The organism is Streptomyces sp. NBC_00597, from assembly GCF_041431095.1.
Classification (GTDB): domain Bacteria; phylum Actinomycetota; class Actinomycetes; order Streptomycetales; family Streptomycetaceae; genus Streptomyces.
In genome coordinates, this window is record NZ_CP107758.1 from 604,956 (window position 1) to 617,609 (window position 12,654).

9 protein-coding genes and 2 pseudogenes are annotated in these 12,654 nt (G+C 67.6%); 3 read left to right on the forward strand and 8 right to left on the reverse strand.

Going from position 1 to position 12,654, the window contains the following annotated elements:
• Window positions 1-36: 36 nt before the first annotated feature.
• From OG974_RS32430 to OG974_RS32455, 6 genes are all read right to left on the reverse strand, one after another.
• The gene (locus OG974_RS32430; RefSeq protein ID WP_327286462.1) at window positions 37-1,047 is read right to left on the reverse strand and encodes a recombinase family protein; all 1,011 of its coding nucleotides are present in this window, start codon (window positions 1,045-1,047) and stop codon (window positions 37-39) included.
• Window positions 1,048-1,264: 217 nt separating this feature from the next.
• Window positions 1,265-2,104: a hypothetical protein gene (locus tag OG974_RS32435; protein ID WP_327286463.1), complete on the reverse strand. Its 840-nt coding sequence runs from the start codon at window positions 2,102-2,104 to the stop codon at window positions 1,265-1,267.
• Window positions 2,101-2,835 carry a MerR family transcriptional regulator gene (locus OG974_RS32440; RefSeq protein ID WP_327286464.1) on the reverse strand — a complete coding sequence of 245 codons (735 nt, stop codon included), beginning with the start codon at window positions 2,833-2,835 and terminating at the stop codon, window positions 2,101-2,103. The genes OG974_RS32435 and OG974_RS32440 overlap by 4 nt, the downstream gene beginning before the upstream one ends.
• A gap of 137 nt (window positions 2,836-2,972) precedes the next feature.
• Window positions 2,973-6,095, reverse strand: a complete 3,123-nt coding sequence (locus OG974_RS32445) for a Tn3 family transposase (RefSeq protein WP_327286465.1) — start codon at window positions 6,093-6,095, stop codon at window positions 2,973-2,975.
• Between the two features lie 75 nt (window positions 6,096-6,170).
• A complete protein-coding gene (locus OG974_RS32450) occupies window positions 6,171-7,292 on the reverse strand; it encodes an IS630 family transposase (protein ID WP_331735393.1) in 1,122 nt (373 codons plus the stop codon).
• Between the two features lie 34 nt (window positions 7,293-7,326).
• Window positions 7,327-8,448: an IS630 family transposase gene (locus OG974_RS32455; protein ID WP_327280728.1), complete on the reverse strand. Its 1,122-nt coding sequence runs from the start codon at window positions 8,446-8,448 to the stop codon at window positions 7,327-7,329.
• Between the two features lie 117 nt (window positions 8,449-8,565).
• Here OG974_RS32455 and OG974_RS32460 point away from each other — a divergent pair, with 117 nt between their 5' ends.
• The 3 genes and pseudogenes from OG974_RS32460 to OG974_RS32470 all read left to right on the forward strand — a co-directional run.
• Entirely contained in the window at window positions 8,566-9,687 is a 1,122-nt protein-coding gene (locus OG974_RS32460; protein WP_327286466.1) for an IS630 family transposase, read from the forward strand.
• Between the two features lie 75 nt (window positions 9,688-9,762).
• Window positions 9,763-10,026, forward strand: a pseudogene (locus OG974_RS32465) (transposase); the annotation flags it as partial.
• Between the two features lie 104 nt (window positions 10,027-10,130).
• A pseudogene (locus tag OG974_RS32470) lies at window positions 10,131-10,337 on the forward strand (IS630 family transposase); the annotation flags it as partial.
• A 122-nt stretch (window positions 10,338-10,459) separates the two neighbouring features.
• On the opposite strand, the gene OG974_RS32475 reads toward OG974_RS32470, so the two are convergent.
• Together OG974_RS32475 and OG974_RS32480 are read right to left on the reverse strand one after the other, a co-directional pair.
• Window positions 10,460-11,725, reverse strand: a complete 1,266-nt coding sequence (locus OG974_RS32475; RefSeq protein ID WP_327281052.1) for an IS701 family transposase — start codon at window positions 11,723-11,725, stop codon at window positions 10,460-10,462.
• 519 nt (window positions 11,726-12,244) lie between these two features.
• A complete protein-coding gene (locus OG974_RS32480; RefSeq protein ID WP_327286467.1) occupies window positions 12,245-12,589 on the reverse strand; it encodes a hypothetical protein in 345 nt (114 codons plus the stop codon).
• Between the last annotated feature and the right edge of the window lie 65 nt (window positions 12,590-12,654).

Consider the following 12,654-nt stretch of genomic DNA (forward strand, 5'->3'; position numbering starts at 1 on the left):
CGGTACAGCCGTTGGCGCTGAGATTGATCATGAGGTCTAGCTGCGGATCTCCGTGTTCGGGTGAGGCTGGGCCTGGAGGCGTTCGCGGAGGTCGATCTCCTCGGGAGTGAGCGGGTCCCCGGGCCGACGGATGCGGACGGGCTTGGGCCGCACCGGCAGGCTGTCGTCCGCGGCGGCTTCCTCAGCCTCGGCCAACGCTCGGTAGAGCGAGGCGACCGAGGGGTTCTTGCCCGCGTTCTTCCCGGTCTTGATGACCAGCTTCTTGGCGATCTCCGGCACGGGGACGCCCTTTTCCTTGAGTGCGATGGCGAAGGTAAGCATGTCGTCGTCGATGACCTTCGGCCTTCCGCCGTGGTTGCCCTTGGCCGCAGCGGTGACCTGACCTTCGAGGGTCTTCTCCCGGATGTAGTTGCGCTCGATCTGCCCGGCCACGGCGAGCACGGCGAAGAACATGGCGCCCATGCCGTTGGGGTCGTAGATGCCGGTGAGCGGGCCTGTGAGGAGTTCGAGCTGGATGCCGCCGGCCTGAAGCTCGGCGGACAGCGTCATCAGCTCGGCGGCGTTGCGCGCGAGGCGCTTGAGCTCGTGGACGGTGAAGATGACCGGCGTCTCGGGTGCGGCCTCTTTGAACTGCCGGGCCAGGGCAAGCGCCTTCTCCAGCTCGGGCCGCACCTTGATGCGGGTGCTGATCTGCTCCTTGAAGACTTTGTGGCACTCCGCCCGATGGAGAGCTTCGAGCTGGCTCGCCAGCTCCTGCCGGGCGGTCGATGTCCTTGCGTACCCGATCCGGACCGGCCGCTCGGTACGGGGCGCGGGCACGATGGCGAGCGCCGGGCCCTGCTTCCACGCGCGGCCCGGGTGCCGGTCGGCGGGGACGGGGATCTCCAGTTCTTCGCGGAGCGCGGGGACGAGGACGAAGCGCGGGGTGTGGTACTTCGCTGCGGTCTTCCCGCCCCGGGTGCGGCAGGGGCTACCGGCGGGCGCGTCACAGTTCGGGCAGTCGTGACGTTCTACCGCCAATGCTGCCTGATCGGGTGTGAGATCCATGGCGGCAGTCTCTCAGAAGTGCCTCGCACAACATGCGGGTTTCGAGAGGATTTTTGCGAGTGGCGACCTGCGGAAACGTGATCACTTCCGGCGCTCTCGCAGAACTCTCACAGATGTTCATTTGTGAGAATGCCGAGAAGTCGAACATGCAACCGGGCGGCGCCCGATCGGAGCCCCTTGCCGGGCGTCACGTCGCGGCGAGGACCAACCTGTGTGCTCAGGCGGGCTGACGGAGCGCGCTGACCAGTGCGCGCGGGTCGTCGGCGTGGAAGCGGATGGTGTGGGCCTCTTCCGTTGCGCCGAGCGGGCGGGTGAAGGGGAGTGGCCGGTTCAGCTCCAGGGTCACCGAGGTCTGGCTGCCCACTATGAGGTCGAGGACCCCGTCATCGGAAAGCGTGATCAGGCCGCCTTCGGGATAGCGCCGGTCGACCCGGACCGAGGCGACCGCGTCCGGCGGTACGGCGAGGTCGAAGAGGGCTCCGTAGCGGATCCGCAGAGAGCCGTCGGGGCGCACGACGTGCGGCCGGGTGACGCAGGCGGCGTGCAGGGCCAGCACGAGGACGACGCCGTACAGGTCGAGTACCAGGATCACCCGGTGGACCACCGGCCAAGGGATGAGGAAGGCCAGGACCACCGTCTCGATGACCATCACGAAGAGCAGCCCGTACATCATCGCGGTCTGGGGCTCGGTGTACGCGGCAGCGTGGTCCCCGGGGCGCACCCCGTGCGTGCCGCGCCGGACCCACCGCCCCAGGGAGGCGAGGGCGCGCAGTTCGTGGAGGACCAGGCGGCGGACCGTCACCGGCACCGCCTCCTGTACGGCAGCTCGCCGCGCCGCCCGGCGGTCTGCGCCACGCGCGCGCGCGGCGACATACAGCGAGCGCAGCACCCATGCCTCGAACAGCAGCACTACGAGCACCAGCGCCTCGGCGCCCGCCAGCGCCCAACCGGGCGGCCGGACCCCAGCCACCAGGCAGGCCGCCAGGGCCAGTTCCCCCGGCAGTACGGCGGCGACCGCGACCCGCGCCGCCCGTACGCCCCTTGGTCGGCCGTTCATCCCCGGCCCCTCTCCATGAACGCGTCCATAAGTCGGCCCACGACTTCCGCTTGCGCGGGGGTGTACTCGGCGAGCAGCGCCTCCTTGAACCCGGTCACGACCGCCCCGTCCTCGGGGATTGCGGCGAACAGCTCCTCGGGGACGGCTGCCATCAGGTCAGCTGCCAGAGGTGCGATCCGCGGATCGTCGGCGGGGGCTTCGGCGAGCGCGTCGAGGCGCTCATACAGTTCGACGACCGCGGGATCGGCGACCAGTGTTCCGAGCAGCGCGAAAATCTCTTGGCTACCGGAGCTGGTGGCGTCCATCAGCGTGAGGTACTCGCGGTCCTTGGCCGCGCTCGGCGAGTCTGTCCTGGGGGCCTGTGCCAGCAGTGCGGCGAGGGCGGGTGAGACGGGCCCGGTCGCGCCGGGCGGCTCGGCGAGCAGGGCGCTGAGCCGGCAGCGGCGCTCCCGGATGTCGGCTTCCTGGCGGGCCAGGTCGGCGTCGAGTTCTTCCAATATCTCGGTCAGTTCGCGTCCGGCATCATCGGCGAGGGCGTCGCGCACTTCATCTAGGCTGAGGCCGAGTTCGGTGAGTCGGCGCACCCGGGCGAGCAGTACGGCGTCGCGGACGCTGTAGGCCCGGTAGCCGTTGGGGCGCCGCTCCGGTTCCGGAAGCAGCCCGACATGGTGGTAGTGCCGGATCGCCCGGGTGGTGAGCCCCACGAGCGCGGCGATCTCTCCGATTCGCATGCCGCCAGTAGAAACCCTGCCGTTGCGTCAAGGTCAAGCGCTGAAAGTATCGTCGGGCGCAAAATGATTCGAGCGTGTCTACACACCGGAGGGGTACGTCTTCGTCAGCGCACGTATCTGGCCAGGGTCCGCTCCCGCTACCCCTCGTCGTCCTCGTCGAGTTCGACTGTGTCTGGGTCGCGAAGCGGGCGTAGGGCGCCGCCAGCCGGGGTCGAGGCGGTGAAGCTGTAGCGGCCCAGGACGTTGAGGTTGCGGTGCTTGAGCGGGGAGAGGCGGGCGATGTCCTCGTCCCGGATCTCGTGGCCCTCGGCACGGAGGTGTACGACGGTGGCGTCGATGTACCGGGTGGTCCAGAGCACCACGGCGTTGAGGACCAGGCCCAGTGAGCCGAGCTGGTCCTCCATCCCGTCCCGGTACGCCTGATGGATGGTGCCGCGCTTGCCGTGGCACACGTCGCGGGCCAGCTTGTGCCGGGACTCCTGCACGGTGAGCTGGCGGTTCATCTGGCGGCGGTAGGTGTCGTCGACCGGGTCGACGACGCGGAGCAGGTGCTCGGTCTTGGCGATCCGGCCGTACTCGGCGAATGCCTGCCCCAACGGGGTCGGGTGGCCTTCGCGTCCGAACATCCGCAGTAGGTCGTAGGCGCGAACCTGGTTGGTGACCAGGGAACCGGCGACCCGGAGCATGTCCGGCCAGTGGGTGATCACCTTGTTCAGGTTGACCCGGTTGCGGGCCAGCGGCTCCAGCGGCCCGTACGTACCTGTCCCCACGCCCGGAAGGGACGCGCGCCAGAACCGCTGGTCTTCCAGGTCTTTGAACCGGGGGCTGAAGTTGTAGCCCAGGATGCGGAAGATGCCGAACACGATGTCGCTGTACGAGGCCTTGTCGGTGGCGACCATCTCCGGCTTCACCCCGCCGTCGAGGTTCAGCAGGGCGTCCAGGATGTGCAGGGAGTCGCGAGGGGTGCCCGGGACCACCATCTGCCCGATGCCCGCGACCTGGTCGTTGACGGCGTTGAGCCAGGTGATGCCGCGCTTGAACCCGAAGTACTTCGGCGACGGGGCGGCGTTGATGGTGCGGACGGGGACGACGAACCGCAATCCGTCGACCGAGGCCAACAGCCCGTCTCCCCAGTACCGCACGATCGGCACCTGGCCCTGCGCCTCGATCAGTGCGGCGTTCGCCGCGGCGATGGTGTCGGCCCGCAGGTAGAACTGGTCGACGTGCACCAGCCGGGAACGGTGAAGCGCCTCATGTGTGGGGTTGATGACCGGGGTCATGCCGATGTTGCACGCCTCCGAGACCAGGAGGGCCACGAGTGAGGTGGTCAGGTCCTTCATGCGGGTTGTGCCGTCGCCCAGGTGCACGAAGGCGTCCAGGAACCCGGTCCAGCCGTGCACCTCGAACAAAAGCTCCGGCAGGTCGATCTTCGGGAGCATCTTCTCCACCCGCCCCCGCAGCCACGTCAGGGACTTCGGTTCGCCCAGGGCACCGAGTTTGGACACGTTCAGCTTCGCCCGGCCGCCCGGCGGGACCTCGATGGTGACCTTCGTGTCCTGCCCGGCCGTCTCCAGCCGCTCCGCCATCTGCTTCCACGCCGCATCCAGCGCCGTCACCAGCGCGGCCAGGTGCTCCTCGACCGGCATGTCCAGACTCAGCCCGGCCAGGACGTCCTCCCGCACGGCCTCCCACTCCGTGCCGTCCAGCAGCCGGGCGCGCGGGTCGGACCAGCGGTGCGAGGGAGAGGCGAACACGTCCCGGCGCTGAAGCGCGCGGTACAGCTGCTCCAGCACACACACGACGTATGCGTCCCTGTCCGCGGCCCCCGGCGGCAGCTCGGCGTTGGCGTACACCGCCTTGCGCCACGCGGCCGGCACCAGCTTGTCGTCGACCTCGCGCGGCAGCAGCGGCTTGTCCTTCACCCGCCGCCGGGCCAGGGCGGGCAGCCGCTTCACCCCGGCCAGCACCCGCTTCCCGCCGGTCGCCGCGTCCAGCGCCTTCGACTCGCCGAGCAGCGACAGGAACGGCCGCACCGTGTTGTACCGAGTGGCCAGCGCCGCCCGCACGGCGACCGCCGCCGAGTCCTCGTCCTCCGGCACCAGCGAGACCACCAGCGCCGCCGCGCTCATCACTACCGCCCTCGGGGCGACCTCCTCCACCGCCCGCCACAGCGCGGCCGCGTCCAGATCCGTGCCGTGGCTCTCGACCAGCTCCAGTTCCCCGAACAGCACCTTCGCCGCCCGCGCCAGGGTCCGCGACGCCTTCTCCAGCTGCGGCAGCATCGAGAGCCGCTGCTTGTCCGTCGCCCGCTTCGCCGTGCTGATCAGCCTCGTCGCCAGCAGCACCGAGAACAGGTCCAGTGCCTCATCGATCGCCTTGGCCTCAAGGTGACGCATCACCGCGGTGAGCATCGCCGTGCGCTTGGGCTCCACAGCCCGCTCCAGGCTCGCGGCCTTTGACCCCAGCCCGTACCGGGCCAGCGCCGCGAGCCGGTTCGGCGGGATCTGCGACAGCTTCAACCGGCCCAGCTGGAACGCACCGATCTCATCGACCCGCTCCAGCGACCGCGCGAACGCAGTGCCCGTCGTACGCGTCGGCGGCCGGCGCAGCCGCTCCAGCTCCGAGTACCGGCCGCCCTCCGGCGTCACCAGCGTGGCCACCAGGTCCGCCGGCAGCGCCGGGTCCGCGCGGTGAGCCGCCCTGGCCACGGTGGCGTGCAGCCGCTTCTCCGCGATCGTGCGAACCTCCGACACCTGCCGGGCCAGCACCGAGACACCGGGCAGCAGCACCCGGTTCCGCCGCAGCCAGCCCACTGCCTGGTTGAACAGCGCGACCGGCCCCTCCGCATGCGTCCACGCCCGGCCGTGCAGGAACGTCCGGAACTTCCGACCCCACTCCGCATCTTCGTAGGGGTGATAGCCGTAGGCGTCCCGGATCTCCCACGCGTGCTCGTACGCCGTCTTCAGCCGCTCGGTGTACCGCTTCACACACGACGGGTCCTCGATGCCGAGCTGCACGGCCAGGTGCTCGACCACTGGCCACGGCACCACGAGAGGATCCTCCAGAAACAGCCCCACGTAGCGCACCGTGCACATCTGGAGAGCAAAGCCCAGCTGATGATGCTTCGTACGCCGCAGCGCGATCAGATCCCGGTCGACATCGTCCAGGAAGAAGAACCGCTCCAATTCAGGTCTCGTCGGCTCCTCGGCGAACTTCCCGTACGCCTCGGCCTGATCATCAGTTAAGAACTCCACCGGCATGACGGGGACCGTAGCCAGGCCCACCCGTGATCGACGATCTTTCGGCGAACCCCCGTTCCGGAGACGACCGCTGTGCTAGTGTCCTGCGCCGGAGATCCGTTGGCAGAAGCGGGCGAGTGAGTCGAGGATCTCTTCGGCTGTCTTGGTCCAGGTGAACGGGGTCGGGTTTTCGTTCCACTGCTTGACCCAGGCTCGGATGTCGGCTTCCAGGGAGCGCACACTCTTGTGGGCGCCACGGCGGATCTTCTGGTCCGCGAGGAAGCCGAACCATCGCTCAACCTGGTTGATCCAGGAGGAGCCGGTGGGTGTGAAGTGCAGGTGGAACCGTGGGTGTTTGGCCAGCCACGTCTTGATGGCCGGGGTTTTGTGGGTGCCGTAGTTGTCGCAGATCAGGTGGACCTGAAGGTGTTCGGGGACCTCTTTGTCGATCTTGATGAGGAACTTCTTGAACTCCGCGGCCCGGTGGCGACGGTGCAGTGAGGTGATGACTTCACCGGTCGCGACGTCGAAGGCCGCGAACAAGGTGGTCAGCCCGTTGCGAACATAGTCGTGAGTGCGGCGCTCGGGCATGCCGGGCATCATCGGCAGCACTGGCTGAGAGCGGTCAAGAGCCTGGATCTGGGACTTCTCGTCCACCGACAGCACCACCGCTCCTTCGGGCGGGTTGAAATACAGCCCCACCACGTCGTAGAGCTTCTCCACGAACAGCGGGTCCGACGACAGCTTGAACGTGTCGCTCAAATGGGGCTTGAGCTGGAACTTCCGCCAGATCCGGCCCACTGTCGACTTCGACAGGCCACTGCGGGCGGCCATCGATGAACGCGACCAGTGAGTGGCGTTCTTCGGGATCTCCTCCAGCGTGCCGACCACTACCGCCTCCACCTGATCAACGCTGATGGTGGGTGGCCGGCCAGGCCGGGGCTCGTCGACCAGCCCGTCCAGCCGGGCCGCCAGGAACCGGCGACGCCACTTGCGGACCGTGTCGGCCGCGATATGCAACTCCCGTGCCACCACGACAATCGGCGGCACATCAGCACCGGCACACGCCAACACGATGCGGGCCCGCAAGGCCACCGCCTGCGCAGATGACGCCCTGCGGACCCAACGCTCCAACACCACACGCTCATCGGAAGACAACAACAACGGTTCCAACTTCGGACCACGACGAGGCACCGGCACATCCGCGGAAGCAGTCATACATAAACTAACGACGGATCTCCGGCGCAGGACACTAGTGTCCTGCGCCGGAGATCCGTTGGCAGAAGCGGGCGAGTGAGTCGAGGATCTCTTCGGCTGTCTTGGTCCAGGTGAACGGGGTCGGGTTTTCGTTCCACTGCTTGACCCAGGCTCGGATGTCGGCTTCCAGGGAGCGCACACTCTTGTGGGCGCCACGGCGGATCTTCTGGTCCGCGAGGAAGCCGAACCATCGCTCAACCTGGTTGATCCAGGAGGAGCCGGTGGGTGTGAAGTGCAGGTGGAACCGTGGGTGTTTGGCCAGCCACGTCTTGATGGCCGGGGTTTTGTGGGTGCCGTAGTTGTCGCAGATCAGGTGGACCTGAAGGTGTTCGGGGACCTCTTTGTCGATCTTGATGAGGAACTTCTTGAACTCCGCGGCCCGGTGGCGACGGTGCAGTGAGGTGATGACTTCACCGGTCGCGACGTCGAAGGCCGCGAACAAGGTGGTCAGCCCGTTGCGAACATAGTCGTGAGTGCGGCGCTCGGGCATGCCGGGCATCATCGGCAGCACTGGCTGAGAGCGGTCAAGAGCCTGGATCTGGGACTTCTCGTCCACCGACAGCACCACCGCTCCTTCGGGCGGGTTGAAATACAGCCCCACCACGTCGTAGAGCTTCTCCACGAACAGCGGGTCCGTCGACAGCTTGAACGTGTCGCTCAAATGGGGCTTGAGCTGGAACTTCCGCCAGATCCGGCCCACTGTCGACTTCGACAGGCCACTGCGGGCGGCCATCGATGAACGCGACCAGTGAGTGGCGTTCTTCGGGATCTCCTCCAGCGTGCCGACCACTACCGCCTCCACCTGATCAACGCTGATGGTGGGTGGCCGGCCAGGCCGGGGCTCGTCGACCAGCCCGTCCAGCCGGGCCGCCAGGAACCGGCGACGCCACTTGCGGACCGTGTCGGCCGCGATATGCAACTCCCGTGCCACCACGACAATCGGCGGCACATCAGCACCGGCACACGCCAACACGATGCGGGCCCGCAAGGCCACCGCCTGCGCAGATGACGCCCTGCGGACCCAACGCTCCAACACCACACGCTCATCGGAAGACAACAACAACGGTTCCAACTTCGGACCACGACGAGGCACCGGCACATCCGCAGAAGCAGTCATACATAAACTAACGACGGATCTCCGGCGCAGGACACTAGTGCTGTGACCGGCAACGTTTGCCGGGTTGCTCGTTGTGCTGGTTGGAAATGAGTTCTCCAAGCAGCGTGGGGAGGCGGGATGGCGAAACCGGTCCGGGTTCGCAGGCTGACCGAGCAGGAGGGGCAGAAACTCCAGCACATCGTCCGGAGAGGCAGTACCAGCTCGGTGCGGTTTCGACGGGCGATGGTGCTGCTGGCTTCGGCCGGCGGCAGCACGGTCCCGGTCATAGCCCGCCTGGTCCAGGCGGACGAGGACACCGTCCGCGACGTGATCCACAAGTTCAACGAGATCGGGCTCGCATGCCTCAACCCTCGTTGGGCGGGAGGCCGTCCCCGCCTTCTCAACCGTGACGACGAGGACTTCGTCGTCCAGACGGCCACCACCCGACCCACCGTCCTGGGCAAGCCCTTCACCCGCTGGTCGATCCGCAAACTCGCCGATCACCTGCGCAAGAACATCGACCGGCCTGTCCGGATCGGCCGGGAGGCGCTGAGGTGCTTACTGGCCCGCCGCGGTATCTCCTTCCAGCGCACGAAGACCTGGAAGGAGTCCCCGGACCCGGACTTCGACGCCAAACTGGCCAGGATCGAGTACGCGATCAACCAGCGGCCTGACCGCACGTTCGCGTTCGATGAGTTCGGACCGCTGGGAATCCGCCCCACCGCCGGCTCCTGCTGGGCAGAACAGGGCCGGCCCGACCGGCTGCCGGCTACCTATCGCCGCACCCACGGAATCACCTACTTTCACGGTTGTTACTCCGTCGGTGACGACCAGATGTGGGGGATCAACCGGCGCCGCAAGGGCACCGACCACACCTGGGCGGCCTTGAGAACGATCCGGGCAGCCCGCCCGGACGGCGCCCCGATCTACGTGATCCTCGACAACCTCTCCGCCCACCTGAACTGGAGAATCCGCAGGTGGGCGGCCCGCAACAAGGTCGAGCTGTGCTTCACCCCGACCTACGCGTCCTGGGCCAACCCGATCGAAGCCCACTTCGGACCCCTGCGGCAGTTCACCCTCGCCAACTCGCACCACCCCAACCACACCGTCCAGACCCGGGCCCTGCACGCCTACCTACGCTGGCGCAACAAGAACGCTCGCCACCCCGACGTCCTGGCCGCCCAACGACGCGAACGCGCACGCATCCGCAGCGAGAAGGGCATCCGCTGGGGCGGCAGACCACTACCCATCGCGGCCTGACCGCTCAACCCGGTGAACCTTCCCGGTCACAGCACTAGCCGACCATGATCGTTCTCAGCGCCAACGGCTGTACCGATGTTCCCCAAGGCCGGAGGCGACACCAGCACCTGGTGGAGCCCCGCCACCCTGCGCGGCACCAAGGCCATCGTCATCAAGTTCGACAAGGAGACATGCCGCCCCTGCCCGGTGCGCGGCCAGTGCACCCGCTCGAAGACCGGCGGCCGTACCCTCTCCCTGCAACCCCGCGAGGTGCAAGAAGTCCTCGACCACGCCCGCCTCCAGCAGGGCGACGAGCAGTGGCGAGCCAAGTACGCAATCCGCGCAGGTATCGAGGGAACCATCCACCAGGCCGTCGCGGTGCTTCCGACCGTGAGCCCCATTGCCGCCCACTTCCACACCCACCTGGTGGTACGCCACCCGCGACCGTCTGCCGCTGGTGCGACGAGATCGCCTACACACCCACCAACAGCTCCTGGCTCAACCGCATCGAGGCCCAGTTCACAGCCTTGCGCTACTTCGCCCTCGACGGCACCGACCACCCCAGCCACAAGGCCCAGGGCAGCATGATCCGCCGCTACATCATCTGGCGGAACAAAAACGCCGGCGACCACCACCTACGCGAGGTCGTCACCAGGGCAAACGTTGCCTGATGCGGCACTAGTAGTGCTTGGTCAGGTCGGTGTTGGTGTGGGTATGCCGCGGTGGCAGGTGGGGCAGACGCCGGTCCATGTCGCGAGGAGGGTCTGTAGCTCGCGGACGATCCGGTAGAGGCTCAGGCCGGCGCCGTGTCTTTTGGGGCTCTGGCCAGTCGTTGCAAGGTGCAGAAGGCATGCGCGACGGAGACGAGGGTGACGTGGTGGTGCCAGCCGTTCCAGGTGCGGCCCTCGAAGTGGGCAAGTCCCAGGGCCTGTTTCATCTCGCGGTAGTCGTGTTCGATGCGCCAGCGGAGCTTGGCTAGGCGGACCAGTGTGGTCAGTGGGGTGTCGGCGGGCAGGTCGGAGAGCCAGAACTGGACGGGTTCGCCCTGGTCGGCCGGCCACTCGGCCAGGAGCCAGCACTCGGGCAGTTCCGGGCTGTCGGCCGCTTGGCGGACCTCGCGGCCGGCGGGCCGGATCCGCAGGGTCACGAACCGCGAGTACATCCGTTTGAAGCCGCTGCGGCCGGTGCCGGGCCGGGAGCCCTCACGCCATTGCACCGGCTTTGCCGCCTTCCGGCCGGCCGCGATGACCAGCTGTTTCACCGACTGCGGCTTGTCGGGGTACTTCTCCACCGGTCGGCGTCCGATCCCGGAGTACGGCTCGGCGACCGGCACCGCGTGGCCGGGCTGGGCCGAGAGGGTGGTGGAGATTCCCACGACGTAATTGAGGCTGCGGGCCTGCAGGCCGTGCCGGAATGCCGCCGCGTCGCCGTATCCGGCATCCGCGACGGCCACCGGCACTTCGACGCCCCAGGAGCGGGTCTCATCGAGCATGTCGAGTGCGAGTTGCCATTTCTCCACATGCCCGATGTCGTCGGGGATCTGGCAGGCGGTGCGGCGGGCGACCTTGGCCGGGTCCGCCTTCACCGACCCGGGGGCCCAGGTCTCGGGCACGAACAGCCGCCAGTCGACGGCCGCCGAGGCATGATCCGAGGCCAGGTGCAGGGAGACGCCCACCTGGCAGTTGGTGACCTTGCCCGCAGTGCCGGTGTACTGCCGCGACACACACGCCGAGGCATTGCCGTCTTTGAGGAAGCCGGTGTCATCGAAGACCAGCACGGTGGGCCGGATCGCCTTTTCCATCTTCCAGGCCAGCCGGGCCCGCACATGCGCGGGGTCCCACGGGCTGGTGGTGATGAAGTGGGCCAGGGCCTGACGGTTACCGTCCTCGCCCAGCCTGGCGGCCATCGGCTCGACGGACTTGCGCTGCCCGTCCGTGAGCAGGCCCCGCAGGTAAACCCGCCCCCACCGACGCTGATCCTTACGCGCGAACGGCTCGAAAACCTCCGTCGCAAAGTCCTCCAACTCGCCACGTACAGCAGCAATTTCCTCCGGCGTCACACCTCTTGAACGACACACCGAGCCCCTAGGACACGCAACACCAGCCCCAACCTGACCAAGCCCTACTAGGCGCCACCAGCACATGCCCTGCAAGACGCGGCGCCTGGCTACCTGAGGGGACATCCCCGGCGGGAGCTGGGAGCAGACGCCGATGGGCATCGGGGCGGAGTCGACGCCAGGCTCATCCCCGCGGGCGCGGGGAGCAGCCGGTGACGAGGGTTGCGACACGGTTGTGGCCGGGTTCATCCCCGCAGGCACGGGGAGCAGGCCTCATACAGGGCCACCCTGGACGCGATGTTGGGTTCATCCCCGCGGGTGTGGGGAGGAGCAGAGGTGCCCCTCTCGCTCCACGTACAGGAACGTGGGTTCATCCCTGCGGGTGCGGGGAGCAGTCCCAAATGGGCCATGCCTCGATGTCACCCGGGGGTTCATCCCCGCGGGCGCGGGGAGCAGACTTGCTGAGCAGCCAGTTTAGGCGCGCCAGGCCGCCTTCTGGAGCACTTTCACCGATCGCGACCTTCAAGTCAACCGTCGCATATCCAGCTCTCCATCAGCCTGCGGGAGACATGCCAGCGCGTCGGCCAGCTGCCGAACAGACACGGCACCGACTTCCGGGAGGCCCGCCTCCGACCATGCCCGCTGAGCGACGGCCGTGTCGCCCTCGGCAGCCGCAAGGACGTTCTGCTTCGCGCTGTTCTCGTGGACCGGGTCGGTATCGAGGCCGAAGTCGGCCAGATGGACCACAATGCGCACCTCGAGTTTCGGATTCGATGCCATCCGCTCATTGAGGCGGTACACCCGCACCCGGTGGCCGATCAGAGCCCGAGCCCGCTCGATCATCGCGTGGGCCGGGTGCGGTCCCACGCAGCAATTACCCCCCACCCGCTTCGTGGCAGAACAACCACCCATAATGCGTTCGACAGCACCGT